The following is a 25,816-nucleotide window of genomic DNA, read 5'->3' as shown; positions in this document are numbered from 1 at the left end:
CGAACAACACGCTTGCAGGCCCGCACTCCACCGCCGCAGCGATGCAACTGATCTGACACATCGTCGCCACCCGCCAAGGCGCGAACCCACCTACCGTAGACACTGTGAACACTTCGATCCCCCGCCACCGTGATCTCACCCTCGACCTCGCCCGCGTCGTCTGTGTGCTCGTCGTCGTGTTCGTCCACCTCCTGCTCGTCGGGGTCGGCCGCAACCCGGACGGCTCACCTTTCATCATCAACCCGGTCTCCGGCGAGCGCTGGTTCGCCCCGGCCACCTGGATCGCCGAGATCATGCCGATGTTCTTCGTCGTCGGTGGATTCGCGGCCAAGGTCGGCTGGGAATCTGCACAACGTCGCGGCGAATCGGCTTCGACCTTCGTCCGCACCCGCTTGCGACGCCTCGCGCTTCCGGCGCTGCCGCTCTTCATCGTCCTCACTGCCGCTCTCACCGCTGTCCTAGTCCTCGGCGTCGACCCGGACTTGGCCGATGCCATCGCCGTCCCCGTCGGTTCCGTCCTGTGGTTCCTCGCCGCGTACGCTCTCGCCCAGGCCTTGGCACCCTGGATGATTCGCTGGCACGAACGCAATCCGTGGCTGGCCCTCGTCGTCCTCTTCGCCGGAGCGTTCTTCGTCGACGTCGTCCGCCTCGTCGTCGGCATCCAAAGCCTCGGACTCGATCGGATCCCCGCCAACGGCTACGGCATCGGCGACGAACTCTTCGGACTGCCCAACGTCGCCTTCGTCTGGCTCTTCGCCCAGCAGATCGGCTTCTGCCTGCGCGACGGCTGGTTCTCCCGTCTCCGCTGGTGGAACCTCGTCATGATCGTCGCCGGATTCGCCTGCCTGGGACTGCTCGTCATCCTCGGGGAGTACTCGGCGTCCATGCTCACGAACCAATGGCCGCCGACCCTGCCGCTGGCCGTCCTCGCCGTCATCCAAGCCGCCCTGCTGACCCTGCTCCACCGACCGCTGACAGCGATCATGGACCGTCGCTTCGCCCAGGCCATCGTGTTCTTCCTCGGCAGCCGACTCATGTCCGTCTACCTATGGCACGTGCCGGCGATCGTCCTGCTCACCGGAGTCCAGCTGCTGTGGCTGCCGATGCCCGATCCCGGCACCGGAGCCTGGTGGCTGACGCGTCCGGTCTTCGTCATCGCCGTCCTGCTCGTCGTGTGGGCGATCTCGACGATCACGAAACGTTGGGAGAGCCCCCGCCCGATCCTCTCCCCGAGGTGGCCCTCCGATGCCGTCACCGTCACCGCCGTTGCCCTCTTCGTCGTCCAATCCCTGGCGATCTCGAGCTACGGACTTGACCTTCCACTGGCCATCCTCGGCTTGGTGTGCACCACGATCGCCGTCAACCTCACTGAAGACAGCGCCACCGCTCGTTCCCGCATCAGTGACGGAAACGGTGCCACCATCGCCGAGGTGAACCCACCGACTCCGGAGCGGCGGGCTGGTCCCCCGGTGCCGCCTCGGTGACGGTGTCGTTCTTCTTCGCATTCCGACGCCGCCGCCATGCGGTTATCTCCTTCTCCACATCGCGGGGCGGAGTGAACACGGGCGGGCCGTCGCGCAGATCCATCACGGCCTCGCGCACCCGGGCGTTGAAGCCGGCGAGGTAGTCGCGGACCTCGGACTCGGTGGAGAAAGCGTCGACCGTGTCTTCGAGGACGGCGTTCTCCTTGCGCAGCTGAAACGCCGCCGGAGCGACGCCGTTGATGCCTTCGGAATCCATCTTCTGCTTGATCCACCAATCAGGATCAGATGAGCTGTGCAACCCGGACAACGGCTTGCCCAGACCCGGCAGATCATCGAAATCACCGCGCTTGATGGCTCGGTCGAGAGCGGATTCGACGACAGCGTTTCGGTCCTCGAGCGAATTCAGACGCCGAGGCGACTGCGTGTCATCCGTGTCATCGCTCATCGGTTCGCCCTCCTCGGCGGAGCATTTCCACCCTGTCCTCACACGGTAGGCGTCGGCCGGGCGCCGGGCAAGGGAAAGCGCGGAAAACGAGAAAAGCTCCGTGACCTCTCGGTCACGGAGCTTCTCCGTTCTGCGTGGCAGATATAGGATTCGAACCTATGAAGGCAATGCCGGCTGATTTACAGTCAGCTCCCTTTGGCCGCTCGGGCAATCTGCCGCAGGTGGCGCTCGATGAGCACCTGAAAAGAATACAAGGCTCGGACCCGAATCTCCAACTCGGTAGACGCAGATCACAGTTCGGGGCCTCGACTAGACTCGGGGGCAACAGCCACGCCCGTTTCCGACGGGCATCAACGATCGCAGACAAAGGAGCATTCATGGCCAGCGAATCCTCATTCGACATCGTCAGCAAGGTCGACCGCCAGGAAGCCGACAACGCACTCAACCAGGCCGCGAAGGAGATCAACTCCCGCTATGACTTCCGCGGCACCGATGCGTCGATCGCCTGGAGCGGCGAAGCCGTGCAGCTGAAAGCCAACAGCGAGGACCGGGTCAAGGCCATTCTCGACGTCTTCCAGTCGAAGCTGGTCAAGCGCGGAATCTCGCTGAAGTCCCTGGAAGACGGCGAACCGTACCCCTCCGGCAAGGAGTACCGCATCGATGCGTCCCTCAAGGAGGGCATCGACAAGGACAATGCGAAGAAGATCTCGAAGATCATCCGCGACGAGGGCCCTAAGGGCGTCAAAGCCCAGATCCAGGGCGACGAGCTGCGCGTGAGCTCGAAGAAGCGTGACGACCTGCAGGAAGTCATCGCTCTGCTCAAGGGACAGGACCTCGACGTCGACCTGCAGTTCACGAACTACCGCTGATCGCCAGCGCACCACGCCGGCCCGGTCCGCACTGCTGAGTGCGGACCGGGCCGGTATCGTATTCGCCCGTAACGCTGTGCCCCGAAAGAGGCCGGTCAGTGTTCGGGGAGCTCGAGCGGGATGTAGTACAGACCTTTCGAGTCTTCTTCAACGCTGGCCCGGAGGCGATCGTCGAGGTGGATGAAATCGTTGACCTTGATGGTGCCCTTCTGGCCGCTGAGGCGACGGATGGCGAAGGCTGGGATGAGCCCCTGCCGTCCCGAACCGTCGACGGCGAGCGCGTATTTCGGGCCGGTCGCGCGGACCCGGACGTCGATGCCCGTGTCCTGTTCCCGCAGTTCGTCGAGTTCGACGACGGGTTCCGGGTTCGTCAGCGCGGTGAGCTCGACGGCCAGGGTATCGGCCATGTCATCGACGGTCGCGAGCATGTTCGCCATGGCACGGGCGAATTCGCCGTGCAGCTTGCTCGGCTTCATCGCCGCGCCGGGTTTGTACATGTCCTCGTGTGTCAGTTCGCTCCAGGCGTCCTGGAGCCGGGTCTTGACCTGGATCTCGGCGAAGACAGGAGGCCCCTGGTCGGAAGGAATGCGCAGTATGACGTGGCAGGCGCGGTACCCGCTGGCCTTCGGCGGGTCCGTATAGTCTTTCCACTCGATGAGTTCGAAGGCGCCCAACTGATCGGGGTCGCGCAGCGCGGCGAACATCATCGACTGATCGCGCGGTGATTTGCACAGCACCTTGACGCCGACGATGTCGCGGATCTGGTCTTCGACATCCTCGGTGGAGGTGATCGTCAGATCCGGATCGTCGTCGGTCTTCTCCGTCAGCTTCGCCAGGGTCCGTGCCGCGTCCTTGATCCGATGGCCATCGACGTCGAGGCGGGAGATGTCCTTGTCCTTGAGCAGGCCCTTCTGCTGTTCGGTCAGCCAGTGTTTGATCCGCACCGCCGCCGTCTGCCAGGCGTTGAGCCGTTCGACATAGGCACGTTCGACGATCGTCTTGAGCTGCGATTCGTTTCTCACGCGGTCTCCCCTGCCGGCCTTCGGTGCAATGGTCCACGCTCGCTGGTGCGATCTGCTGCACGCGGGCATGACTTGGTGTGCGCTGGCGTGATCTGGACGTCTCCGACTCTACGTGGTGGAAGCATCAGGCACCGGCAGCGACTCGTCTCCCCGTTGCAACGAGGCGAGAAGTCACTGCCGGTGCCAGATGACCCAGGAGTGGAGGAAATGTCGCGAAATGCTCCGCAGGCTCAGTTGCCTGCGGACGGCTGGCCGACGGATTCGGCGGTGACGTGTCCACGCGCCTCGGCGAGCATGGCTTCACGGGTGGCGAGCTTGATGCGCTCACGGCCCTCGACCTCGCCGGCCGCCTTCTCAGCGGCCTCGACGCGGTGGTAGCCCTCCCAATCGGCGAAGTCGACGCCCTTGGATTCGAGGAGCTCGATGATGGCCGATTCGTCCGGGTACACCGGCTCGGTGAGCACACCGGCGGCACGGTCGTCGAGGATGTGGCCGATGGTCTCGAGCGCATCGCCCTTTGTGTGGCCGATGAGTCCGACGGGTCCGCGCTTGATCCACCCGGTGGTGTACACGCCCTGAACGACATCGGCTTCGGCGGCCGTGGTCTGATCATCGGAGTCGACGACGCGACCCTCGTGGTTCGGGATCACACGCTTGCGATCGTCGAAGGGCAGCTGCGGCAGCTGAGTGCCCGCATAGCCGACGGCACGGTAGACGGCATCGAGCTCCCAATCGTGGAAGCTGCCGGTGCCGTTGACTCCGCCGGAGCCGTCGAGTTCCATGCGTTCGGTGCGCAGCCCCGTCACCTTGTCCTCGCCGAGGATGGCGACCGGTGAGTGCAGGAAGTGCAGGTGGAGACGCCGCTTCGCTCCGGTGGGTTCGCGCATGGTGAAGTCCGTGAGCGTCTTCGCGACCTGCTTGGTCTGGTTGCTCGACTCGATCGCCTGCATCGACCCTTCGTCGAACTCGAAGTCCTCCGGGTAGACGATGAGGTCGACGTCCTTGACGGCGCCGAGTTCGCGCAGCTCCAGCGGCGTGAACTTCGCCTGAGCCGGTCCGCGACGGCCGAAGATGTGGACATCGGTGACCTTCGAGGACTTCAGCCCCTCGTACACGTGATCGGGGATCTCCGTGGTGTGCATATCGTCGGCCTGCTTCGCCAGCACGCGGGCGACGTCGAGAGCGACATTGCCGTTGCCGATGACGGCGACGCGTTCGGCGTCCAACGGCCAGGACTGCGGGACGTCGGGATGCGAGTCGTACCAGTTGACGAAGTCCGCGGCGCCGTAGGATCCGGGCAGATCGATGCCGGGCAGGTCGAGGGCGGCGTCGACGAAGCAGCCGGTGGAGAAGATCACCGCATCATAGCGGTCGGTGAGCTCTTCGAGGTGGAGGTCGACTCCGTACTCGACATTGGAGAACAGGCGGATGTCGCCTCGGTCGAGGACCTTGATCAGGGCGTTGATGATGCCCTTGATCCGCGGGTGGTCGGGAGCGACGCCGTAGCGGACGAGCCCGAAGGGAGTCGGCAGACGATCGAAGAGATCGATGCTCAGATCGAAATCACGTTCCGCCTTTGTCATGAGATCGGCCGCGTAGATCCCAGCAGGACCGGCGCCGACGATGGCCACCCGGAAGGGACGAGTCATTCTCACACCTCTCTATTCAGTCCCATCGAGTCTATCGTCAATGTAGGTCATCCTTACAATGACGTGACGAAACTCGCATCACCGCCGCCCGGTCGGCAGACTGCACCCCTCACCGCCCTGCCATCTCACCGGCGATCCCGCCGGCTCCCCCGAACCCAGCCCTCACTAGACTGAAGCATGTGAGCCAGAACCCTGCCCCCGATGAGAGCGCAATCCGCCGTGCCGGCCTGATCAACGGATTCTCCGCCTACCTGCTGTGGGGTGTGATGCCGCTGCTCTTCGCCGCCGCGGCCCCCACCGGCGCCCTCGAACTCGTCTCCCATCGGGTCATCTGGTCGCTGGTCTTCTGCGCCATCCTCCTCGTCTTCACCGGCGGGTTCCTGCGCACCTGGCAGATTCTGCGCTCACCACGCCTCTTCGGCCTGCTGCTTCTGGCCTCGGTGCTCATCGCCATCAACTGGACGACGTTCATCTATGGGGTCGAAACCAACCAGCTCGTCGAGATCTCACTCGGCTACTACCTCAATCCGCTCATCTCCATCGGCCTGGGCGTGATCTTCCTCGGTGAGAAGCTGCGCCCGCTGCAGTGGACTGCCGTGGGCTTCGGTCTGCTCGCGGTCATCATCGTCGGCATCGGCCTCGGCCGAGTCCCCTACCTCGCGTTCACCGTCGCCCTGTCCTTCGGCCTCTACGGGCTGGTGAAGAACAAGGTCGGCAGCCGAGTCGGCGCGCTCGAAGGCATGGCCGTCGAAAGTCTCGTCCTCGCTGTTCCCTCGGCGATCTACCTCATCGCCCTCGGCTCGCTGGGACTGCAGACGTTCACCGACTTCGGCGGCTGGCACATCTTCGTCATCATCATCACCGGGCCCGCCACCGCGATCCCGCTCATCCTCTTCAGCGCCGCCGCCCGCCGCATCCCGCTGTCCTGGGTGGGCATGCTCCAGTACCTCACTCCGACCATCCAATTCACCCTCGGCGTCACGGTGCTCGGCGAGATGATGTCGACGACCCGCTGGATCGGGTTCTTCGTCATCTGGATCGCCGTGATCCTGCTGTGCACGGACATGATCCGCCACAGCCGGCGCCGCTGACCCCCGACACCTCTCTATTGCTACCTGACGGCGGCTCAGCAACCTCGCGCCAGGTTGCTGGGCCGCCGTCAGGTAGTAATTGGGGCGGGTTCCAGGATTACCCGATCGAATCGTCTCCGGCCCTTGACACCACCATTGGCACCATGGTTCATTAGTTAAGTAACTAACCAACCTACATGGAGGCGAATGTGATCGACGACGCCAAACCCCTGTTCACTCAGATCGCCGAGAAGGTCGAGGACTCGATCCTCAACGGCACCCTGCCCGAGCTCTCCCGAGCACCATCGACGAACGAGCTCGCGACCTTCTACTCCATCAATCCGGCCACCGCCGCCAAAGGCATCAACCGACTCGTCGACAAAGGTGTGCTGGAGAAGCGCCGCGGCATCGGAATGTTCGTCACCGAGGGGGCCCGCGCTCTGCTCATCAACGAACACCGAACCACCTTCTCCGAGAACTTCATCAGCCCCCTGCTGAACGAGGCCAATCGCCTCGGGCTGGGGTCGAAGGACGTGATCGCGCTCATCGAAGAGCGCTCCCGAGAACTCCACCTGACCACCGCACTCGATCCGACCGCAGCGAAGGGATGACCCATGAACTCCGTCGTCGAGGTCCGCCGCCTCACCAAGACGTATAAGACCACCACCGCCCTCGACGATGTCAGCCTGAGCATCGACGAGGATTCGATCTACGGCCTGCTCGGACGCAACGGCGCCGGCAAGACCACCCTCATGTCCATCCTCACGGCCCAGAACTTCGCGACCAGCGGCGACGTCGAGGTCTTCGGGGAGGAGCCGTACGAGAACGCCCGCGTACTCAATCGCATGTGCTTCGTCCGTGAGAGCCAGAAGTATCCGGACGACTCGAATGCCCGGCATGCTCTGACCAACGCCCGCCTGTTCTTCCCCCACTGGGATCAGGACTTCGCCGACCAACTCGTCTCGGACTTCGATCTGCCGCTGAAGACGCCGATCAAGAAGCTCTCCCGCGGTCAGCAGTCGGCTGTCGGAGTCATCATCGGCCTCGCCTCCCGGGCCGAGATCACGTTCTTCGATGAGCCCTACCTCGGCTTCGACGCCGTTGCCCGGCAGACTTTCTACGACCGTCTCATCGCCGACTACGCCGAGCACCCGCGCACCATCGTGCTCTCGAGCCATCTCATCGACGAGGTCGCCGATCTCATCGAGAAGGTCATCGTCATCGACCGCGGCCGGATCATCATGGATGAGACCACCGAGGAGGTCCGCAGTCGCGCGGTCAACGTCGTCGGGGATGCCGACTCGATCAATCGGCTCGTCTCCGGTCGCGAAGTCATCCACCGCGAATCACTCGGCCGAGTCGCCTCGGTGACGATGCTCGGCCACCTCAGCAATGCCGACCGCGAACTCATCGCCGACGCCAACCTCGACCTCACTCCCGTCTCGCTGCAACAGCTCGTCGTCCGCAGCACCCAGGCAGATCTCGCCGAGACATCGGCAGCGGAGACCGACTCAAGGAGCCTGCAATCATGACCGCCGTCATCGACCATCCGCCCGGATCCCGCACATCGCGACCGAAGAACCGGATCCTCGGCGTCGTCCGTCTGCAGTTCACGAACACGCAGACCTTCGTCTGGGTGCCTCTGCTCATTCTTGTCGCCGCGTGGCTTATCACGCTCATCATCCACTGGATCATCGCCTCCGCAGGCGTGGACTCCCCCAAATACAGCGGTGGTTCGCAAGCGCCGCTGTGGTACTTCGCCGTCGTCGGTGCACAGGCGGTGAACCTCACGTTCTACTTCTCCCAGGCGATGAGCCTCACCCGACGGGAATTCTGCCTCGGCTCCCTCACCGCCGCGGCGATCAGCGCCGCGGGCGTCTCCTCCGTGTTCGTCCTCCTGGGACTCATCGAACAGGCCACCGACGGCTATGGCATAGGCGGCTACTTCGCCTACCTGTCGTGGGTGTGGGAACACGGCCCGCTCGGTGCCGGGTTCGTCTACTTCGTGCTCACGATGATGTGCTTCGTCCTCGGCTTCTGGTTTGCGATCTTCTACAAACGCGTCGGCGCCCTCATCCTTACGATCTCTCTCACCGGCATCGCCTTGGCTCTGTTGGCCGGGGCTGCGTGGATCAACGTCAATCGGGCCTGGCCCGAAGTATGGGCAGCGATCGTGGGTGCGCAGGCGATCGGCCTGGCCCTGTGGGCTCTGGGGCTGACAGTGATCTTCGCCCTGGGCTCGTACCTCACCCTGCGCCGCCTGACGACATAGTCCGCTATCGCCCTCACCGAGGCGGCGCCGCGGTCGGCTGCTCAGCTGAGCAGGGCCAGCGCTCCCCCAGCCAGTACCGCGGCAACCGCCACGGCCGCACCCATCGCTGCTGTCGTCTTCCACCCCATGGCCCGTCCGACCATGACCATCGACGGGATGCTCAGCGCCGGCAGGGCGATGAGCAGAGCACCCGTGACACCGGCCCCGACCCCAAGGGGAACGAGGGTGAGGATGATCGGGATCTCTCCGCCGGTGGGGATGACCAATAGGGTCGCCACAACCGCCACGATGAGGACGGCACCGGCACCCAATTGGGCTTCGAGCCCGAAGACACCGGTCAGCCACGGTGCGATGAGTCCGATGACGAAGACGAGCGCGAGGTGTTCGGGCACGAGGATGAGGGTGAACCTGGCCAAGGACCGCAGATAGCGCGTGGGCAGAGACAGCAGATTCGCCGAGGCGGGTGCGGGCTCGGGTGCCGCCTCGGCGGGGCCGTTCACCCACCGTCCGATGAGCGCGGCGGCACCGACCGCGACGAGGAGCGCGAAGACGATGCGCACCGCCATGTACTGCCACGGCAGGACGAGGGCCAAGAAGATGATGACCGCGGGGTTGAGCAGCGGATTGCCCACCCAATAGGCAAGAGCTGCCGAACGGCGCACACCCGAGTCCCGCAGGCCTGCGGCCACCGGTGCCGCGCAGCAGGTGCACATCATCGACGGCATCGACAAGGCGGCACCCACGAGGGATTGACCTGTGTGGCTGCGGCGGTTGAGCAGCCTCAGCAGCCAGTCACGCGGCACCAGTGCGTCGATTGCCGCCGCGACGAGCAGTGCCACCAGCAGCGCTTTCCACACGGCGGTGAAGTACACGAGCGTGAAGTCCCACGCGCCCGACAGCGACACCGTGTCTCCGGCGGCGTCGAACAGCGGGGTACCGTCCCACAGGGACGTCCGGCTCATCGTCCAGGCCTTGTCCCAGTACGGCAGCCATTTCGACCAGCTCAGGCCGACGACGAGCAGCACCGCGAGTATGCCGAGTCCGATCCAGTCGGCGGCGCTGAGCCTCTGCGGAGTCCGAACCGGTGCCGAAGCCGAGGTATGCGTCATCGCGGTATGTCCTTTGTGCCTGTGCCGAAACGGCTGAGAGACAGTAGAGAAACGGTGAGGGGTGGGAGCTCAGGACGTGCGGGCGACGACGGAGTCGGCGAAGGCGAACAGCGATTCCTTGATCTGGCCCTCCGGCAGCGGCGCCAGAGCCGCCTTGGCCTCTTCGGCCCAGCGCGCAGCCTCTGCTCGGGCCTTCTCCGTCACCGGATGCGCTGCCAGCGCCGCACGGGCGGTCTCCAAAGCGTCATCGGAGGTCAGATCCGCGTCGAGGAGGCCGACCACCTCGGCGGCGGCGGCATCCCCGTCGGCGGCAGCAGCCCGAACGTAGAGCACGGGCAGGGTGGGAACGCGTTCGCGCAGATCCGTGCCCGGGGTCTTCCCCGACTCAGAGGATGTGGTGGTGAGGTCGATGATGTCATCGGCGAGCTGGAAGGCCACACCGACGCGTTCGCCGAAGACCCGGACCGGTTCGGCCAGGGCCGAATCGGCTCCGGAGAACATGACGCCGAAGCGCGCCGAGGTCGCGATGAGCGATCCGGTCTTGTCGGCGAGTACCTGGATGTAATGCTCGATCTCGTCGGCGCCTTCGGGCGGGCCGGCGAATTCGTTGAGCTGACCGAGGACGAGACGCTCGAACGTCTCGGCCTGGATGCGCACGGCTTCGGGACCGAGCTTCGCGGTGACGCCGGAGGCCTTGGAGAACAGCAGATCGCCGGTGAGGATCGCCACCGAATTGCCCCACACCTCATGGGCGGCCTTCGCACCGCGGCGCACGGGAGCATCGTCCATGACGTCGTCGTGGTACAGCGAGGCGAGGTGGATGAGTTCGACGGCGACGGCCGCATCGATGATGTCGTCGTTCTCCGCATCGCCGAGGCGGGCGGTGAGCAGCACGAGGTTCGGGCGGGCGCGTTTTCCGCCGGCGGCCAGCAGATGCTTCGATGTCTCGTCCGGCAGTCTCCGCGTCTGTTCGGTGACCTCGTAGAGACGGGCCTCCACGGTTTCCAACTGAGTCGAGAGCTCTGCCGCGAGCTGGGCGTCGTCACCGGTGAAGGTGGCCGGAGAGGCTGGGTGGCTCATGTCCTCGTCATTCGTCGTAGTCGGTGTCGGCATGGTGTTGTCGCAGCCCTTGCGCTCAGAGTTCTTCACTGTGGTCTCACCGTGGTCCTTGCGCTCAGACATTGCTGGTGGCCGGGACGATTCGGGTCAGGGCCGAGATGATCCTGTCGATGAGATCGGCCTCGGAGACCTTCGGGTCGCGGTAGAGGTTCGCCAACAATTTGACGACGAACTCCATCACAACGTCAACACCCATACCGTACTTGATTCCGAACTGCATGAGCGCAGGATGGCCGATGATCGAGGCGAAAACGCGTCCCAGGGTGAAGTAGCCGCCCAGCGAATCTCCGAGCAGAGCCGGGTACTCCTCCAACCGACGACGCATCACGGACTGCGGGTAGCGCGAATAGGTGGAGATCACCTCGGCGGCGATGCGTGCGGATTCCAGGGCGTAGTCGATGCCTTCGCCGTTGAACGGGTTGACCATTCCGCCGGAGTCGCCGACGAGCAGCAGTCCACGGTGGAAGTGCGGTGTGCGGTTGAAGGCCATCGGCAGGGCCGCGGATTTGATCGGACCCAGTGAGGTGGTTTCGTCGATGCCCCACTCGTGGCCCATGTCGGCGATCCACTGGTTCATCATTCCCCGCAGATCCACGGATTTGAACTGGGGTGAGGAGTCGAGCAGTCCGGCACCGATGTTCACCGTGCCGTCGCCGAGGGGGAAGATCCACCCGTATCCGGGCAGGGTCTCGGATTCCCCGGCCGCGTTCGTCGACCGCATCTCCACCCAGGATTCGATGTAGTCATCGGCATGCCGTGGCGTCGTGTGATAGGCGCGGGCGGCGATTCCCATCGGACGGTCGTCGCGCTTCTCCAACCCCATGGACACGGCCAGGCGGGAGGAGACTCCGTCGGCGGCGATGACGATCGGTGCCCGGAAGTGGGCTTCGGGGCCCACTCGGCGACCGCGGTGATCTGTTCCGGAGGCGTGGACGCCGCGGATCCACCCGTCGTCGCCCACGTCCGGGGACATGGCGCGAACCTGTTCGAAGAGCCGGGCCCCGCTGCGCTGGGCATGACGAGCGAAGGCTTCGTCCATGCTCATCCGGGGGCGAGTCACCCCGTAGTTCGGGGTGCCGTCGATCTCGGGCCAGTCGAGTTCGAGCCGGTGGCCGCCGCCGATGAGGCGCAGCCCCTTGTTGCGGTGCCAGCCGTCGGATTCCGGCAGCTCCATTCCGAGGTAGCCGGCTTCCTTGACCGCGCGCGGGGTCAGGGCGTCGCCGCAGATCTTGTCGCGCGGGAATCCGGACTTCTCCAGGATGATGACCTCGTGCCCGGCTTGGGCGAGATAGGCGCCGATCGCCGAGCCGGCCGGGCCGGCACCGACGACGACGACTTCGGCATCGAACTCGTTCATCGTCAAGGCTGGGCCGGCTCCGTGGCGCCTGCCGCCTCGGTGGGTTTGAGGGCATGGTGGACTGCGACGATTCCGCCGGTGAGGTTGCGGTATTTCACCTGGTCGAAGCCGGCGTCGAGGATCTGATGGGCGAAGGCGTCCTGGTTCGGCCAGGCACGGATCGACTCGGCCAGGTAGACGTAGGCTTCGGGGTTCGACGACACGGCACGGGCCAGCGGCGGCAGGGCTCTCATCAGGTACTCCTTGTACACGAGGCTGAAGGCATCGAGCGTCGGAGTGGAGAATTCGCAGATCACGAGACGTCCTCCGGGCTTGAGCACGCGCAGCATCTCGGTGAGCGCCAGGTCGACATCGTGGACGTTGCGGATGCCGAAGGAGATCGTGACGACGTCGAAGCTCGAATCGGCGAAAGGCAGGTCCATCGCATCGGCGTAGATGAAGTCGATCTGCGGGTGCCGACGGCGTCCCTCGGCGAGCATTCCCGTGGAGATGTCCCCGGCCACCACCTCGGCGCCGTGGTGGGTGAACGTCATCGAGGAGGTGCCGGTGCCGGCAGCCAAGTCGAGCACGCGCTCACCGGGCCCGGCGGCCACGGAATGGGCCACGGTGCGCCTCCAGGCACGGGCGAAGCCCAAGGAGAGGACGTCATTCGTGAGGTCGTAGCGGGAGGCGACATCGTCGAACATCGACGCGACGTCTGCGGGCTGTTTGTCCAGCTTGGCACGGTTCATGACCATATTCTCTCAACACCCGAACCGGGAGGGCGAATCCGGATCCCTGGTACTCGCGATCCTCAACTAGAATCGAGGCGACATGACTACGACTTTCGGCACTTCCGACATCCTCTCCGCCCCTCCGCGCCTGCATGTGCGGTCCCGTTTCGTCGACGATGTCGATCCGGGGCCTGGCTTCCCCTTCGAATCGGGACTGCCCACGACCGTGGAGCAGACGCTCGAACTGCTGCCCACCGACGGCTTCTCCTGCTGGGTCCGTGACACCTCCGGCCTCATCGGCTTCGGCCGCACTCTGCGCATACGGGCCCGCGGCCCCGAGAGGTTCACCGAACTCTCGGATGCGTGGAAGGCCATCACCGAGGCGGCTGAGATCGAGGATGAGGTCGATCTGCTCGGTTCCGGACTCATGTGCTTTGCCACGGTCGCCTATTCGGGGGAATCCGCGGTCGATTCGATCATCCATGTCCCCGAATTCGTCCTCGGCCGCCGCGGCGGCCGCGTGTGGCTGACCTCGATCTCGACGGCCGAGGTACCTCCCCTGCCGCCGATCCTCCATGCCGAACCGCTGCAGCGCGTGCACTCGGCCCATGCCGAAGCTGGCGAGCTCGATCCCGACAAATGGTCCCGGCTCGTCGAGCAGGTCGCCGCCATGCTCACTCCGATCGACAATTCGGCGCAGGTGGACGCGTTCTCGGATGATCCGACTCTGCGCAAGATCGTCCTCGCCCGCGACGAGGTCGTCACCACCGGAGAGGACATCGACGTGCGTGCGGTGCTCGGTGCGCTCAACCGCAGCTACCCGAGCTGTTGGACCTTCGATATCGCCGGTCTCATCGGGTCGACCCCGGAGCTGCTCATCGGGGTCGAGAACAACAGAGTGACCTCACGAGTGCTGGCCGGAACCTACCGGGTGGAGAAGAACCCGATGGAGGAGATGCCGGCGGCTCGGAAGCTGCTGAGCGCGCACAAGGACAGCACCGAACATGCGTTCGCCATCGCCTCGCTGCAGCGCAGTCTGGGTTCGGTCGCCGAGGATGTCACCGTCGATGAGCGCCCCCACCTGCTGCCTTTGGCCAATGTCATCCATTCGGCCTCCGATGCGCAGGCGAATCTCTCCCCCGATTCCGGGCTCACCGCCCTCGACGTCGCCGCAGCGGTCCACCCCACTGCCGCCGTCGGCGGCTACCCGCAGGCGAGCGCCGTGGCTCGCGTCGATGAGCTCGAACCCCTCGACCGCGGCCGCTACTCCGGTCCCGTGGGATGGATGGACGGGCGCGGCAACGGCCAGTTCGGCATCGCCCTGCGCTGCGGCCAGCTCGAGGACCGCAACCGCATCCGACTGTATGCCGGTGCCGGGATCATGCCGGATTCGGATCCCGCCACCGAGGTGGCCGAGACGAACGCGAAGCTGGCCCCGATGCGCCGGGCGCTCGGTCTCGACCGAGACTGACTTCTCGCGCTCACCGCACCTCCCCTGCTTTCGGAAGACCGGTGACAGTTCCGTCGCCTAGTGCGGTGCCGTCACCTCGATGATGCGACGGGCACCGGCGTCTCGCTGTCCGTCGATGCGGCCGAGAACCGCTTCGAATTCCTCAGCGCTGGTCACCTGTTCATGATCCCATCCGTACCCTGCAGCGAGGTCGGCGAAACCGCGACCGTGGGGAACGGTGAAATATCGTTCCAGGAAACCTTCGAGGTGGGGCTGGGAATGTTCGAGCCCGGAGAAGATCGCTCCCCCGTCGTCGTTGAGCACGACGATCGTCACGTCACCGGCATCCTCGGCGCTCGGGGTGAGCAGTCCACCGATGTCGTGGAGCATGGCGATATCACCGATGAGCAGGACGACCGGCTCCCCCAGGCCCAGCGACAGTCCTGTCGCCGTCGAGATCAGTCCGTCGATTCCGGCGAGTCCGCGTGAGGCGTGGATGCGGGCGCGGATATCGGTGGCGTCGCTGAGGTAACGCACCGAGTTCGAGCTGGCGACGAAGAGAGTGATGTCCTGGGCGGCCAGGTGCTCGGTGATCGTCCGTGCCGTCGCCTGAAAATCCTTCGCCGAGGCGGCGCCCGAAGTCTCTCCCGTGCTCGGTTCCGGGGATCGTTCCGCAGACCGCTCTGTTCGTGCGGCTGCGAGCAGCGACGTCCCGGCGTCGATCCAGTCGCGCACCCAGGTCTGCTCCGAGGCGGCGGCGCCCTGCGTCTCGCCCGCAGCCGTCTCGTCGTCCGCGACGGTTCTCTCGTCGCGGACGGTCAGGTCGAATGCATCGACGGCGTCGGGAATTCGCTGCACGGTCACGGTTTCGTCGGCGAGCAGCGCGGCGACGGGCCTGGTCAGGGTCGGTTTTCCGTGGACGATGACGGTGCGGATCGCCTCGCACAGATCGGAGCGATCGCTGAGCACGCGGGCATGGGCGGGCACGAGAGTCGACGCTTCGGCGGCTCCTGTGGCCGACGAGTTCGAATGATCGGCAGAGGTGCGGGCCAGCGGGCTCGAGGGTTCGGCAAGCACCGGCAGATGATGATCGGCGGCGAGCGCGCGCAGGGACTCGGCCGAATGCCCGCCTGCGTCTCCGGCAACGATGACGGTTCCTTCGGTCACGATGACACTGAGGTTCGAATGAGACTCCGACCCGGTTGTGGCCGAACGCTGCCCGGCGGCGTTCCCGACCAGCTCGCCGATCTCGTCCTTCCACGTGTCCAACTCCTCCGGGGTGGGAACCAAGGGGGTGTCGAACTGCACATTGAATTGGACGGGGCCGGCCGCCTCGGTGGCGGTGTCCGAGCGTGATCCCAACGCTGCGGCCACGGCGTCTGACATCGCTCGGTGGACCGCCTCCGCGGTCTCACCGGCGGATATATCGAACCGGGCGCGGACATCGCTGAGCACCTGCGACTGGTCATCGATGGTCTGGTTGGCTCCGGTGCCGCGCAGCCGAGCGGGACGATCCGCGGTGAGCGCCAGCAGCGGCACGTGCCCGTACGAGGCCTCGAGGACGGCGGGATGGAGATTGGCCACGGCCGAGCCGGACGTCGTCACGACCGCCACGGCGGACTCACAGCCGCGCGCACGCAGACCGCGGGCCAAGCCGAGGGCGAGGAAGGCGGCATCACGCTCATCGACGCGCACGTGAGTGCGGATGAGCCCCGCCTCGGCGAGCGGAGCCAGAGCATAGACCAAGGGGGCGGACCGTGAACCGGGGGCGAAGACGACATCACTGACCCCGGAATGGACCAGGCTTCGGGCAATCTGCTGCGCCACCGCGCTCGAATTCGACATCACCTGTTATTCAACCACCTGACCACCTGTGGTTCACCTCCGCCCTCTAACCTCGAAAAATGCGCCGCTCGTTGATCATTGCGATGGGAGCACGAGCCATCCGCACTCTGACCGCGGCCCGCTCCCATCGCGGACGCTATCCCGCCCGCGACCAGACCACCTCCTTCCTCGGCCCCGAACCCCGCGGGAAGGACGCCCGGACCTGGCATATCCGGGACAAACGGAAGCTCTCGCCGAGGCTGCGCGAATTCTTCCTCTACTCCCCCGCGCTCGGTCGCACCGTCGGCGTGCGTGTGCTGCTGCCGGGGATTCCCGCCGAGGTCAGCCCCGTCATCCACCTCTTCCACGGAGGCGGCGATGATTTCCGGTCGTGGACGGATTTCGGATCCGCCGAGGGGCTCACCCTCGACTCCCCGTACCTCGTCGTCATGCCCGACGGCGGAGCAGGAACCTATTCGCGTCTAGCTGTCGGCAGCAAGGTCCACGACTGGCCGCGCTTCCACACCGAGGAGATCCCGGCGTTCCTCAAGGCGAACTTCTCCGTCGACTGGGCGCCTGCCAGCCAGCTGGTGGCGGGGCTGTCGATGGGCGGGTACGGGGCGATGAAGTACGCGGCCTGGCATCCCGACAGGTACGGATCGGCCGCCGCGTTCTCCTCTCCTCTGGATCCTCTGTCGACCGTGCCCGCCTTCGACATCATCGCGATGCGCGAAGGCGCGCGATCACTGAGCCTGTTCGGCGATCCCGCTCTCGACCGCAGCGAATGGCTGGCGAATTCCCCGTACGCTCTGGCCGAGAACCTCCGCGGCCTCGACCTGTGGTTCAGCGCCGGTTCCGGCAGCCTCGAAGGGGCGAAGGATCGCGACCTTCTGGAGTCGATGATCAGCTCGCAGGGCGAGCGCTTCTCTGCCCGTCTCAACTCCCTCGGCATCCGCCATTCCTGGTTTCCGCGCACCAGCGGCCTGCACAACTGGACGAGCTGGGAACGGGAACTCGGGGCCTGGCTGAAGACCCTCTCCAGGCGGCGCAACTATGCGAGTTCGGATCGTCGTCGGACAGATCGCGTGGCCGATGGCGGACAGTTCACCTTCCTCACCGGCCATGCCCTCTTCGACATCCATGGGTGGCGGGTGGAGATCTCCCGTCGTCGCGCGCAGGTGGTGCGCTTCGACGCCGTCAGCGCCGCCGGATTCTCTCTGACCGGGACCGGCAGCTTCCGCGTGCGCACTCCAGGTCTCTTCGATCCCGGCCGCCGCTACGACATCAGCGTGTCCGGTCCCAGCGGGGACAATGCCTATCAGCAGAAAGCCGACAAGAAAGGGCGGCTGACATTCACCGGTCGCCTGGCCGCGGCCATGCACGATCCGATCATCCCCGGAAAGCGCACCGCTCATTTCGCCACGCTGGGACAGGACGAGGTGACCACGGTGAGGATCGCCTCGGCACCGGGCGACACGGCCGTCGATGGCGAAAGGTCCACAGCCGATGTTCCAGATCCGTCACAGACAGAATCCACGGACGATCCCACTGGCGTCTATATTGAGAGCGGTCGCGAATCGACGGCCGCTGATTCTTCAGAACGCTGACTCGAGAGGTCAACCATGAAACGCATACTCCCAGCCATCGCTCTTTTCGCCGGACTCTCCCTCGTCGGCTGCACGGGTGGAGGAGACAAGCCGGACCAGGCTGACAGCGGCGGTGACTCCTCGCAGGCGCCAGCCGAAGAGACCCCGCAGGCAAGCAAACTCGATGAGGCGAAGCTCAAGGAGATCCTTGAGTCGACCAAGGCCGAGGGTCAATCGTTCAAGGCCGTCGACGGTGCCGGCAATTCCTCCAGCGAGGCCGTCAAGGCCCTGGAGAGTTCTGAGTTCGAACCGGCCAAGTGCAAAGACATCACCATGAACCTCCTCAACGCCAACCTCGCCTCCAAAGGCACCACGGTCGCTGGAACCTCCACCGACAACATCCTCTCCGCGGCACTGTCGAGCTATGACGATCTGGACGGCGCACAGACCCAGATCGAGGGCGCCTCGAAGATCGCAGAAGAATGCAGCGATGTGAAGATCAAGACCGCCGGCGTCGAGATGTCGATGAAGTACAAGACCTTCGACGCCAAAGTCGACGGGGCAGACGAGACCAATGGAATCGTCGCCTCCGTCGAGGCCGGCGGACAGACAGCAATGAACCTGCGCATGGTCTACGCCCTCGTCGGCAACAATGTCGTGGCCGTTTCCAATATCGCCGATGTCGAAGAGGCCACCGTGACGAAGACCGCCGGTGCCTTCGTCGACGCGGTGAAGAACGCAGGCTGACCCGGTTCGCCCGCGAGTCGATTCAGGCGGTATCAGTTCAATCAGAATCGGCTCAGTCTCGCAAGGCGCTCCAGCAATCCTGGAGCCGGTCGGCCCACCACGCGAATCGTCCCGGATCCACCGCCAGCTGCTCCAGGCGGTCAGGGTCCGGGACGATTCGCGTGACCGGGATGGCGCCGTTGACCGGAGTCAGGGCCGCCTCCTCCGCGACGACATCGGCGGTGAAGAGACGCCCGGTGCCCAGCCCGCAGGCCACCCGATCGCCGAGGATGTCCCGGCTGCGATCGGTGCGAGGCAGTCTGGCGGCGAGTTCGGCTCCGGCGGCCAGGCCGACGGATGACTCGAGAGCCGAGGACACGACAGTAGGCAGGCCCGAAGCGCCGATGACTTCGAGGGCGGCGCCGATCCCGCCCAGCGGCTGGACCTTGACGATGATGACCTCGGCCGCTCCGAGTTCGGCCACGCGCAGCGGGTCCTCGGCTTTGCGGATGGATTCGTCGGCGGCGATGACGATCGGCAGTCCTCGCCGGGCAAGCTCCTCGCGCAGTTCGGCCAGCTGCTCGACCTCGGGCACCGGCTGTTCGAAGTATTGGAGGTCGAACTCGGCAAATGTCTCACAGGCATCAAGGGCTTCGCTGATCGTGTATCCGGCATTCGCATCCAGGCGCAGCGTCGTCTCGGGGTAGAGCCTGCGGAATTCCCGTAGGCGTGTCAGATCCTCCTCGAGGGAGGCGAATCCGTGCTCGGCGACCTTCGCCTTGACGGTGCCGACCCGGTCATAGCGCGACAGGATCGGTGCGACCTGATCAGGTGGACAGGCGGGCAGGGTGCCGTTGACGTCGACGGTCTCACCGCTCGTCCCCGCCTCAACCTGCGCCGGAAAGGAATCGCGCACGGGAACGGTGGAGGGGGCCGCCTCGGCGAGGCCGGTCTTCTGCGGGATCAGCCCGGAGAATTCGAGGGAGGCACGCAGCCACCGGCTGGCCTCCTCGGTGCCGTATTCGACGAACGGGGAGAACTCCGCCCACCCGGAGGGGCCGGTGAAGAGCGCCACTTCCCGCTCCGTGATCCCCCGGAACCGGGTGACCATCGGCAGCCGCACCACATGCAGGTCCTCGATGACCTCCTCGAAGCGCTGCGGCAGATCAAGAAGTGCGGCAGCCGGAGCCTCTGAGTCCAGTGTGCCAGGGTGCGAACGTGCGAAATCGGCCATGAGCCCAGACTAACCTCCGCCGACCCTGCCACTCCTGTCTGCCGTTCGGAACCTCACCGTCCGCCGCCCGGCCCCGAACCTGACCTCAACGACCAAGCGCTAGGCTGGGGTCATGACGGTTTCTGAAATCTTCGACCCTTCTGCTTGGCGCGAAGTCTCCGGCTTCGACTTCACCGATATCACTTACCATCGGGCCATCGACCCCGCCACCGGCAACGACATCGGCTGTGTGCGCATCGCCTTCGACCGCCCAGAAGTCCGCAATGCCTTCCGTCCGCACACCGTCGACGAGCTCTACCGCGCCCTCGACCATGCCCGCCAGACCTCCGACGTCGGCGCCGTGCTGCTCACCGGCAACGGCCCGAGCGAGAAGGACGGCGGTTGGGCCTTCTGCTCCGGCGGCGACCAGCGCATCCGCGGCCGCTCCGGCTACCAGTACGCCTCCGGTGAGACCCGTGAAAGCGTCGATCCGGCTCGTGCCGGCCGCCTCCACATCCTCGAGGTCCAGCGCCTCATCCGCACCATGCCGAAGGTCGTCATCGCCGTCGTCCCCGGCTGGGCAGCCGGCGGAGGCCACAGCCTCCACGTCGTCTGCGATATGACGATCGCCTCACGCGAACACGCGAAGTTCAAGCAGACCGATGCCGATGTCGGCTCCTACGACGCCGGCTACGGTTCCGCCTACCTGGCGAAGATGGTCGGGCAGAAGAAAGCCCGCGAGATCTTCTTCCTCGGCCGCACCTACTCCGCGCAGGAGATGGCCGATATGGGTGCCGTCAACGAAATCGTCGACCACGCCGATCTCGAGACCGCAGCCCTGCAGATGGCGCGGGAGATCCTGGGCAAGTCACCGAACGCGCAGCGCATGCTCAAGTTCGCCTTCAACCTCGTCGACGACGGGCTCGTCGGCCAGCAGGTCTTCGCCGGCGAAGCCACCCGACTGGGCTATATGACCGACGAGGCGGTCGAGGGCCGCGACGCCTTCCTCGAAAAGCGCGATCCCGACTGGTCGCCGTTCCCCTGGTACTACTGAGCGGCCGGTTCCCATAACTGTGTCCATGCGCGAACTCAGCCCTCACGAGCTGCCCGAGGCGATTGATCGGGCACTGACCAGGACCTCGATCCTCATCCTCCCCTCGGATCGGGACGGTGCCGTCACCGAGGCGTCCCCCGGCAAGTGGGCAGGACCTGTTCCCGCTCCGGCCCTCATCCTCTTCACCTCCGGGTCGACAGGGAAGGCGAAAGCGGTGGCGTTGTCAGCAGACGCGCTGACAACCTCGGCCCGGGCGACCGAACGGTTCCTCTCGGGGCCGGGTGACTGGCATCTGTGCCTGCCGGTCAACCACATCGCCGGGTTCCAAGTCGAGCTGCGCGCCCGTCTGGCGGGCCGCGCCCCGGTCAGGGCCGCCTCGGCGAGGTTCACCGCCCAGTCCTTCGCCGCCGAGGTCGCGACTCTGCTGGAACGGGCGGGCGACCGACCGACGTACACCTCGCTCGTGCCCACCCAGCTCCACCGCATCCTCGAGGACGACGCGGCGACCGCTGCAGCCGCACGGATCACGCACATCCTCCTCGGCGGGGCGGCGATCTCACCGTCCCTGCTCGAGCGCGCCGAGGCCGCGGGCCTGGCGATCGTACGGACTTACGGGATGAGCGAGACGGCGGGCGGCTGCGTCTATGACGGGGTTCCGTTCGACGGCGTCGACGTCACCATCACCGAGGCGGGAACGATCGATCTGAGCGGCCCCGTCGTCGCCGACGGCTACGTCGAGATCGGCATCGATGGAACCATCAGACCGGTCGAGTCCCCCGCCTTCACCGTCGACGAGGCGGGACGGCGCATCATGCACACCAGCGATCTGGGTCGGATCGATTCCGGTGTGCTCAGCGTGCTCGGTCGAGCCGACGACATCATCGTCTCCGGGGGCACGAACGTCTCCCCGCACGCCCTGGAGACCGGCCTGCTGCCGAGCTGGCAGAAGGCGGGAATCGAGGAGATGCTCGTGACCTGGGTGCCCGACGAGGAATGGGGCAGACGGATCGTCGCGCTCGTTCGCCTCGCCGACGGCGGAGGTGGTGTCGGAGCCGAGGATCCGCAAGAATCGGCACAGAGACTCAACGCCCTCGATCACGGGATGACGGGGCAGCTGCTGCCGCAGCTCGTCTTCGCGGTCGCCGAGATTCCGAACCGGTCGATCGGCAAACCCGATCGCCGGGCGGCGGCCCGCATCGCCGCCGATCTCATCGCGCGTGATGCGAATACCCATCCCGGTGAACTACCGGTAACATAAGACGGCTCCACAATTCGACAGGAAGGTGAGCGAGGACTATGGCTGATGCCGCCCAGTGGATTTCTGGAGCTCGACTGCGAACTCTGCCCCTGGCTCTCGCACCCGTCCTCATCGGAACCGGCGCCGCGATCGGATCGCTCGGCGGATTCACCGCCTTCATCCTCGACGACATCTCGGGCAAGGACGACCACGTCAGCTTCGGACAGATCCTGCTGCGCGGATTCCTCGCTCTCCTCGTCTCCCTGTGCCTGCAGATCGGCTCGAACTACGCCAACGACTACTCCGACGGCATCCGCGGCACCGATGACGAACGTGTCGGACCAGTCCGTCTCACCGCGACCGGACTGGCCGAACCTCACGAGGTCAAACGGGCCGCCTTCATCTTCTTCGGCCTGGCCGGAGTCGCGGGCATCGTGCTCATCCTCATTTCACAGGCCTGGTGGTTCCTCGTCGTAGGAGCCGCAGCCGTCGCCGCCGCCTGGTTCTATACCGGGGGCAAACGACCATATGGCTATATGGGCCTCGGCGAGGTCTTCGTGTTCGTGTTCTTCGGGCTCGTGGCGACCTTGGGCACGATGTGGATGCAGGTCGGTCATCTCAGCCTCAGCGGCTGGGCCGGTGCCGTGGCAATCGGGTCTCTGGCCTCGGCTGTGCTCATGGTCAACAACCTCCGCGATATCCCGACAGACATCGAGGCAGACAAGATCACCCTGGCCGTGCGGATGGGCGACAATGCCGCACGCATCGCCTATGCGGTGCTCGTGCTGCTGCCATTCGCGCTGCTGGCGCTGGCGATCCTCGACGGACATCCCGCCGTGGCCTTGGCGATCCTTGCCCTCGTCCCAGCACTCAACCCACTCAAGACGGTGCTCAGCGGCACAACGGGCCCTGGCCTGATTCCGCCGATCAAATCCACTGGATTGACCGGTTTGGCCTTCTCCGCACTGATGGGTCTCGGCCTGGCACTCTGAGGCATTTCAGTGCTGACGCCTGGCGTTCCAAGGCTCAGCCGCCTGGTGTTCCAAGGATCAGCGCGCTGGAAGGCCCCAGCTCATTCGGATCTGAGCCGGCTCAGCCGAGCCGCAGCTCATTCGGCTGAGCCACAAGTTCATTTGGACTGGTCGCCGTCTTCTCCAAGGCGCTCCTCGACGATCTCGTCTTCTGCCGCTTCGTCGGCGCCGACGCGCTTGGGCTTGGAGGCTCGCTTGGCGACCTTCGCTTCGATCTCGGTCGCTGCTTGGGCGCGCATCTTGCCGAGCAAGAGGTAGCTCAGCAGCGCGCCGATGATGATGGCGGCGATCGCCATGACGAGATTGAAGCCGAGGAACGGGAACAGAACGAGGCCGGCGGCGATGATGAGGCCGAAGCGAGCGAGTGTGTAGAGCCAGAAGGTGCGCATTGAACTCATTTTAGCCTCCGATCGTGACAGTCTTGTCACCGCCCGCTGGAGGCCGCGCTCAGGTTGGTGGACTATCCTTGTTGCATGGCTCGACTACTCATTGCCGCGATCGTCCTGGCGGCAGCGGTGACACTGTACGGACTCTTCGATTGCCTGTTGCGCGATCGGGGTCTGATTCGAGTCCTGCCCAAACCCGTATGGGCACTCATCATCCTCTTCATTCCCGTCCTCGGGTTCATCCTCTGGTACCTGTTCGGACGCGGTTCGGAAGACAAGCCCACCCGCGGCACCCGCCCTCGCGGTCAGGTCGCCCCGGATGATGATCCGGACTATCTGCGACAGGTCGATCGCGAACTCAAGCTCGGCAAGCATGCGCCTCCGGCTCAGGACAACGACGAGAAGGAATCTCCGCGCGATGATTCTGGCAAGCCGGAAGATGACGGCGATCCCGCTGATTCCTCCGCTGATACGTCAGCCGATTCCGATGACCGGGGCACCAAGGGCGACGGCCGCGGCCGCTCGAACTGAGCACATCCTCGGCGCACTTTCGCCTCATCGGTGCGAGACCATCTTCGCGTTCTGACGTCTCCGGCGAGCTCGACCATCCTCGCGTGCTGACCCATCTGGTGTGCGAGATCATCCCCGTGTGAAGACGTCTCCGCGGTAAGAGACCCCTCGCGGGCCAGCTGCTGCCGTGAAGCAGACAAGTCTTCGCGGACAAGCAGCTTCCCGCTCTCACCCCCTGCCGCAGCCGCGCCGCACTGCCGCTGTTCGACAACGGCATCGATATTGCAGGCGCGTTGCCATGCTGCGATTCAACGAATAGTCATTGCTTTCTCTGAATTACACACCGAAGAACGTGGTGATTTCAGAGCAGTCCGAGCCGAAACGGTCGTCCGCCGCCAGATCACGCCATCGAATCAGCACGCAAACGGCCCAGTCTGAGGCGGAGAGCCCTGTTTCAAACATGGGCTGTTCGCCTCAGACTGGGCCGTCAGCAGAATTCGGCTACGTCAGAGCGGCTTTGAGGGCGACCCAGCGCCTCAGTCGAGCCCGGAGTACGAGTGCAGGCCGTTGAAGTACATGTTCACGACGGTGAAGTTGAAGATCACCGAGGCGATGCCGATGAGGTTGAGCACAGCCACCTTCGTCGGGCCCCAACCGCGGGTCGCACGGGCGTGCAGGTACGCGGCGTAGATGACCCAGACGACGAACGTCCAGATCTCTTTGGAGTCCCAGCCCCAGTAACGGCTCCAGGCCACTTCGGCCCAGATGGCACCGGCGATGAGTGTGAACGTCCAGGTGATGAAGCCGACTGCCGCGATCCGGTAGGAGATCCGCTCGAGGTCGGTGCTCGAGGGCAGACGGTGGAGGAACCGCAGCCACTTCGGATCCTTGGTCTCGTGCACGCTCTTCAGAATCTGGAAGACTGCCAAGATCGCAGAGATGTAGAGAAGTGAGGTCGAGAGGATCGCGATCGGCACGTGGATGGCGATCCAGTACGAATCCAGCGCCGGGATGAGCTTCGCGGCAGGCGTGTAGAAGACGGTGATCGCCAGTCCCAGGCACAGCAGGACTCCCCCGGAGACGAACGTTCCCAGATAGCGCACGTCCTTCTTCGTCAGCACGACGAGGAAGACGATGACGGTGATCGCGGTGGCGGTGAGGACGTACTCCATCATGTTGCCCCACGGCACACGGGAGACAGACAGGGCACGGGTGAGAACGCCGCCGACGTGCAGCAGCATGGCGAGCACCAGCAGCGAGGTGCCGATGCGGGCTCCGCGGTGCTTGTTCTTCCGGGATGACTTCACCGTCGCGGAGTCGTCGTCGCCGGGTCGGTCGAGGACGGCAGTCGTCGCCGTCTTCCGGTTCGTCCGCCGCACCGTGCTGGCCTTGGCCGAGGTGGCGACCTCGGCTTCGGAGGTCTTGAGCTCACGCGCGCCGAAGAGATCGAAGGCGTAGAAGATCATGGCGACGGCGTAGACGATCATCGCCGAGATGATCAGCTGGTTCGACCACATTGCGAGGTCAGTGTTGACGTCCATTCATCCTCCGCACCGCTGAAGTGCTCTTATGTCGCAGGTTGCTGCTGCCAGACTCTCTGTCTGACCATATGTCGGTGCGCGCCCTGCCGACTCCGTGACGAAGCCACCGGCGACGCGCACTCCGCGGCTATTCTACTCCGCGTAGTACT

The 25,816-nt window shown here is 65.2% G+C and carries 24 protein-coding genes and 1 tRNA gene; 13 read left to right on the top strand and 12 right to left on the bottom strand.

Going from position 1 to position 25,816, the window contains the following annotated elements; translation table 11 throughout:
* Positions 1–104 precede the first annotated feature (104 nt).
* Positions 105–1,484: an acyltransferase family protein gene (locus tag KTJ89_RS06500; protein ID WP_259357124.1), complete on the top strand. Its 1,380-nt coding sequence runs from the start codon at positions 105–107 to the stop codon at positions 1,482–1,484.
* On the opposite strand, the gene KTJ89_RS06495 is transcribed toward KTJ89_RS06500, so the two are convergent.
* Both KTJ89_RS06495 and KTJ89_RS06490 read right to left on the bottom strand, forming a co-directional pair.
* Positions 1,399–1,929 carry a DnaJ family domain-containing protein gene (locus KTJ89_RS06495; protein WP_259357123.1) on the bottom strand — a complete coding sequence of 177 codons (531 nt, stop codon included), beginning with the start codon at positions 1,927–1,929 and terminating at the stop codon, positions 1,399–1,401. The two genes, KTJ89_RS06500 and KTJ89_RS06495, sit on opposite strands and share 86 nt — an antisense overlap.
* A 135-nt stretch (positions 1,930–2,064) precedes the next feature.
* Positions 2,065–2,146, bottom strand: a tRNA-Tyr gene (locus tag KTJ89_RS06490).
* Between the two features lie 160 nt (positions 2,147–2,306).
* Here KTJ89_RS06490 and KTJ89_RS06485 point away from each other — a divergent pair.
* Positions 2,307–2,798, top strand: coding sequence for a YajQ family cyclic di-GMP-binding protein (locus KTJ89_RS06485; RefSeq protein ID WP_167194552.1), 492 nt, complete (start codon positions 2,307–2,309; stop codon positions 2,796–2,798).
* Positions 2,799–2,893: 95 nt separating this feature from the next.
* Here the strand turns inward: KTJ89_RS06485 and KTJ89_RS06480 are convergent, their stop codons facing one another.
* Both KTJ89_RS06480 and KTJ89_RS06475 read right to left on the bottom strand, forming a co-directional pair.
* A complete protein-coding gene (locus tag KTJ89_RS06480; protein ID WP_139907277.1) occupies positions 2,894–3,820 on the bottom strand; it encodes a GTP pyrophosphokinase in 927 nt (308 codons plus the stop codon).
* A gap of 230 nt (positions 3,821–4,050) precedes the next feature.
* Entirely contained in the window at positions 4,051–5,469 is a 1,419-nt protein-coding gene (locus KTJ89_RS06475) for an FAD-dependent oxidoreductase (RefSeq protein WP_259357122.1), read from the bottom strand.
* Between the two features lie 179 nt (positions 5,470–5,648).
* Between KTJ89_RS06475 and rarD the strand changes: the two genes are divergently transcribed.
* From rarD to KTJ89_RS06455, 4 genes are all read left to right on the top strand, one after another.
* Positions 5,649–6,560, top strand: coding sequence for an EamA family transporter RarD (rarD, locus tag KTJ89_RS06470; protein WP_259357121.1), 912 nt, complete (start codon positions 5,649–5,651; stop codon positions 6,558–6,560).
* Positions 6,561–6,748: 188 nt separating this feature from the next.
* Positions 6,749–7,150, top strand: coding sequence for a GntR family transcriptional regulator (locus KTJ89_RS06465; protein ID WP_172174274.1), 402 nt, complete (start codon positions 6,749–6,751; stop codon positions 7,148–7,150).
* 3 nt (positions 7,151–7,153) lie between these two features.
* The gene (locus KTJ89_RS06460; protein ID WP_172173666.1) at positions 7,154–8,071 is read left to right on the top strand and encodes an ABC transporter ATP-binding protein; all 918 of its coding nucleotides are present in this window, start codon (positions 7,154–7,156) and stop codon (positions 8,069–8,071) included.
* The gene (locus tag KTJ89_RS06455; RefSeq protein ID WP_172173669.1) at positions 8,068–8,811 is read left to right on the top strand and encodes a hypothetical protein; all 744 of its coding nucleotides are present in this window, start codon (positions 8,068–8,070) and stop codon (positions 8,809–8,811) included. Before KTJ89_RS06460 ends, KTJ89_RS06455 begins: the two co-directional genes overlap by 4 nt.
* Before the next feature lie 41 nt (positions 8,812–8,852).
* Here the strand turns inward: KTJ89_RS06455 and KTJ89_RS06450 are convergent, their stop codons facing one another.
* The 4 genes from KTJ89_RS06450 to KTJ89_RS06435 all read right to left on the bottom strand — a co-directional run bounded on the left by KTJ89_RS06450 (position 8,853) and on the right by KTJ89_RS06435 (position 13,127).
* A complete protein-coding gene (locus tag KTJ89_RS06450; RefSeq protein ID WP_259357120.1) occupies positions 8,853–9,920 on the bottom strand; it encodes a permease in 1,068 nt (355 codons plus the stop codon).
* A 69-nt stretch (positions 9,921–9,989) separates the two neighbouring features.
* The gene (locus tag KTJ89_RS06445; RefSeq protein ID WP_259357229.1) at positions 9,990–11,000 is read right to left on the bottom strand and encodes a polyprenyl synthetase family protein; all 1,011 of its coding nucleotides are present in this window, start codon (positions 10,998–11,000) and stop codon (positions 9,990–9,992) included.
* Positions 11,001–11,094: 94 nt separating this feature from the next.
* Complete coding sequence (locus KTJ89_RS06440; RefSeq protein WP_259357119.1) at positions 11,095–12,396, bottom strand: geranylgeranyl reductase family protein; 1,302 nt, start codon at positions 12,394–12,396, stop codon at positions 11,095–11,097.
* Between the two features lie 2 nt (positions 12,397–12,398).
* Complete coding sequence (locus KTJ89_RS06435; RefSeq protein ID WP_139468597.1) at positions 12,399–13,127, bottom strand: demethylmenaquinone methyltransferase; 729 nt, start codon at positions 13,125–13,127, stop codon at positions 12,399–12,401.
* A gap of 82 nt (positions 13,128–13,209) precedes the next feature.
* Here KTJ89_RS06435 and KTJ89_RS06430 point away from each other — a divergent pair, with 82 nt between their 5' ends.
* On the top strand, positions 13,210–14,580 hold the full coding sequence (locus KTJ89_RS06430; protein ID WP_259357118.1) for an isochorismate synthase: 1,371 nt from the start codon (positions 13,210–13,212) through the stop codon (positions 14,578–14,580).
* A gap of 57 nt (positions 14,581–14,637) precedes the next feature.
* On the opposite strand, the gene menD is transcribed toward KTJ89_RS06430, so the two are convergent.
* Positions 14,638–16,404 (bottom strand): 2-succinyl-5-enolpyruvyl-6-hydroxy-3-cyclohexene-1-carboxylic-acid synthase, encoded by a 1,767-nt coding sequence (gene menD / locus KTJ89_RS06425; RefSeq protein WP_259357117.1) that lies wholly within the window; start codon positions 16,402–16,404, stop codon positions 14,638–14,640.
* 59 nt (positions 16,405–16,463) lie between these two features.
* Between menD and KTJ89_RS06420 the strand changes: the two genes are divergently transcribed.
* Together KTJ89_RS06420 and KTJ89_RS06415 are read left to right on the top strand one after the other, a co-directional pair.
* Positions 16,464–17,990, top strand: a complete 1,527-nt coding sequence (locus tag KTJ89_RS06420; RefSeq protein ID WP_259357116.1) for an alpha/beta hydrolase — start codon at positions 16,464–16,466, stop codon at positions 17,988–17,990.
* A 15-nt stretch (positions 17,991–18,005) separates the two neighbouring features.
* On the top strand, positions 18,006–18,716 hold the full coding sequence (locus KTJ89_RS06415) for a hypothetical protein (protein WP_259357115.1): 711 nt from the start codon (positions 18,006–18,008) through the stop codon (positions 18,714–18,716).
* Between the two features lie 52 nt (positions 18,717–18,768).
* On the opposite strand, the gene KTJ89_RS06410 is transcribed toward KTJ89_RS06415, so the two are convergent.
* A complete protein-coding gene (locus tag KTJ89_RS06410; RefSeq protein ID WP_259357114.1) occupies positions 18,769–19,929 on the bottom strand; it encodes an o-succinylbenzoate synthase in 1,161 nt (386 codons plus the stop codon).
* Between the two features lie 112 nt (positions 19,930–20,041).
* Here KTJ89_RS06410 and KTJ89_RS06405 point away from each other — a divergent pair, with 112 nt between their 5' ends.
* From KTJ89_RS06405 to KTJ89_RS06395, 3 genes are read left to right on the top strand one after another with little or no spacing between them, the layout of a single operon-like run.
* Positions 20,042–20,962 (top strand): 1,4-dihydroxy-2-naphthoyl-CoA synthase, encoded by a 921-nt coding sequence (locus KTJ89_RS06405; RefSeq protein ID WP_062861280.1) that lies wholly within the window; start codon positions 20,042–20,044, stop codon positions 20,960–20,962.
* A gap of 25 nt (positions 20,963–20,987) precedes the next feature.
* Positions 20,988–22,220: an AMP-binding protein gene (locus KTJ89_RS06400; RefSeq protein WP_259357113.1), complete on the top strand. Its 1,233-nt coding sequence runs from the start codon at positions 20,988–20,990 to the stop codon at positions 22,218–22,220.
* A 38-nt stretch (positions 22,221–22,258) separates the two neighbouring features.
* A complete protein-coding gene (locus KTJ89_RS06395; RefSeq protein ID WP_062861278.1) occupies positions 22,259–23,191 on the top strand; it encodes a 1,4-dihydroxy-2-naphthoate polyprenyltransferase in 933 nt (310 codons plus the stop codon).
* 137 nt (positions 23,192–23,328) lie between these two features.
* Here KTJ89_RS06395 and KTJ89_RS06390 read toward each other — a convergent pair whose 3' ends face one another.
* The gene (locus tag KTJ89_RS06390) at positions 23,329–23,619 is read right to left on the bottom strand and encodes a DUF4229 domain-containing protein (protein ID WP_101546796.1); all 291 of its coding nucleotides are present in this window, start codon (positions 23,617–23,619) and stop codon (positions 23,329–23,331) included.
* A gap of 84 nt (positions 23,620–23,703) precedes the next feature.
* On the opposite strand from KTJ89_RS06390, the gene KTJ89_RS06385 reads away from it, so the two are divergent.
* Positions 23,704–24,147 carry a PLD nuclease N-terminal domain-containing protein gene (locus tag KTJ89_RS06385; RefSeq protein ID WP_139468603.1) on the top strand — a complete coding sequence of 148 codons (444 nt, stop codon included), beginning with the start codon at positions 23,704–23,706 and terminating at the stop codon, positions 24,145–24,147.
* Between the two features lie 515 nt (positions 24,148–24,662).
* On the opposite strand, the gene ccsB is transcribed toward KTJ89_RS06385, so the two are convergent.
* Positions 24,663–25,667 (bottom strand): c-type cytochrome biogenesis protein CcsB, encoded by a 1,005-nt coding sequence (gene ccsB / locus KTJ89_RS06380; protein WP_139907266.1) that lies wholly within the window; start codon positions 25,665–25,667, stop codon positions 24,663–24,665.
* Positions 25,668–25,816: the final 149 nt, after the last annotated feature.

Source organism: Brevibacterium sediminis (genome assembly GCF_024895295.1).
Lineage (GTDB): Bacteria > Actinomycetota > Actinomycetes > Actinomycetales > Brevibacteriaceae > Brevibacterium > Brevibacterium sediminis.
The sequence above is the reverse complement of the archived record's forward strand: the minus strand, read 5'-3'. Positions and strand labels throughout refer to the sequence as shown.

Coding starts and splice junctions, on each gene's coding strand:
- KTJ89_RS06415 (WP_259357115.1), top strand. CDS start 18,006: ATGAAACGCATACTCCCAGCCATCGCTCTTTTCGCCGGACTCTCCCTC.
- KTJ89_RS06420 (WP_259357116.1), top strand. CDS start 16,464: ATGCGCCGCTCGTTGATCATTGCGATGGGAGCACGAGCCATCCGCACT.
- ccsB (WP_139907266.1), bottom strand. CDS start 25,667: ATGGACGTCAACACTGACCTCGCAATGTGGTCGAACCAGCTGATCATC.
- KTJ89_RS06460 (WP_172173666.1), top strand. CDS start 7,154: ATGAACTCCGTCGTCGAGGTCCGCCGCCTCACCAAGACGTATAAGACC.
- KTJ89_RS06440 (WP_259357119.1), bottom strand. CDS start 12,396: ATGAACGAGTTCGATGCCGAAGTCGTCGTCGTCGGTGCCGGCCCGGCC.
- KTJ89_RS06405 (WP_062861280.1), top strand. CDS start 20,042: ATGACGGTTTCTGAAATCTTCGACCCTTCTGCTTGGCGCGAAGTCTCC.
- KTJ89_RS06450 (WP_259357120.1), bottom strand. CDS start 9,920: ATGACGCATACCTCGGCTTCGGCACCGGTTCGGACTCCGCAGAGGCTC.
- KTJ89_RS06445 (WP_259357229.1), bottom strand. CDS start 11,000: ATGAGCCACCCAGCCTCTCCGGCCACCTTCACCGGTGACGACGCCCAG.
- KTJ89_RS06390 (WP_101546796.1), bottom strand. CDS start 23,619: ATGCGCACCTTCTGGCTCTACACACTCGCTCGCTTCGGCCTCATCATC.
- menD (WP_259357117.1), bottom strand. CDS start 16,404: ATGTCGAATTCGAGCGCGGTGGCGCAGCAGATTGCCCGAAGCCTGGTC.
- KTJ89_RS06455 (WP_172173669.1), top strand. CDS start 8,068: ATGACCGCCGTCATCGACCATCCGCCCGGATCCCGCACATCGCGACCG.
- KTJ89_RS06385 (WP_139468603.1), top strand. CDS start 23,704: ATGGCTCGACTACTCATTGCCGCGATCGTCCTGGCGGCAGCGGTGACA.
- KTJ89_RS06495 (WP_259357123.1), bottom strand. CDS start 1,929: ATGAGCGATGACACGGATGACACGCAGTCGCCTCGGCGTCTGAATTCG.
- KTJ89_RS06430 (WP_259357118.1), top strand. CDS start 13,210: ATGACTACGACTTTCGGCACTTCCGACATCCTCTCCGCCCCTCCGCGC.
- KTJ89_RS06435 (WP_139468597.1), bottom strand. CDS start 13,127: ATGAACCGTGCCAAGCTGGACAAACAGCCCGCAGACGTCGCGTCGATG.
- KTJ89_RS06475 (WP_259357122.1), bottom strand. CDS start 5,469: ATGACTCGTCCCTTCCGGGTGGCCATCGTCGGCGCCGGTCCTGCTGGG.
- KTJ89_RS06410 (WP_259357114.1), bottom strand. CDS start 19,929: ATGGCCGATTTCGCACGTTCGCACCCTGGCACACTGGACTCAGAGGCT.
- KTJ89_RS06395 (WP_062861278.1), top strand. CDS start 22,259: ATGGCTGATGCCGCCCAGTGGATTTCTGGAGCTCGACTGCGAACTCTG.
- KTJ89_RS06485 (WP_167194552.1), top strand. CDS start 2,307: ATGGCCAGCGAATCCTCATTCGACATCGTCAGCAAGGTCGACCGCCAG.
- KTJ89_RS06400 (WP_259357113.1), top strand. CDS start 20,988: ATGCGCGAACTCAGCCCTCACGAGCTGCCCGAGGCGATTGATCGGGCA.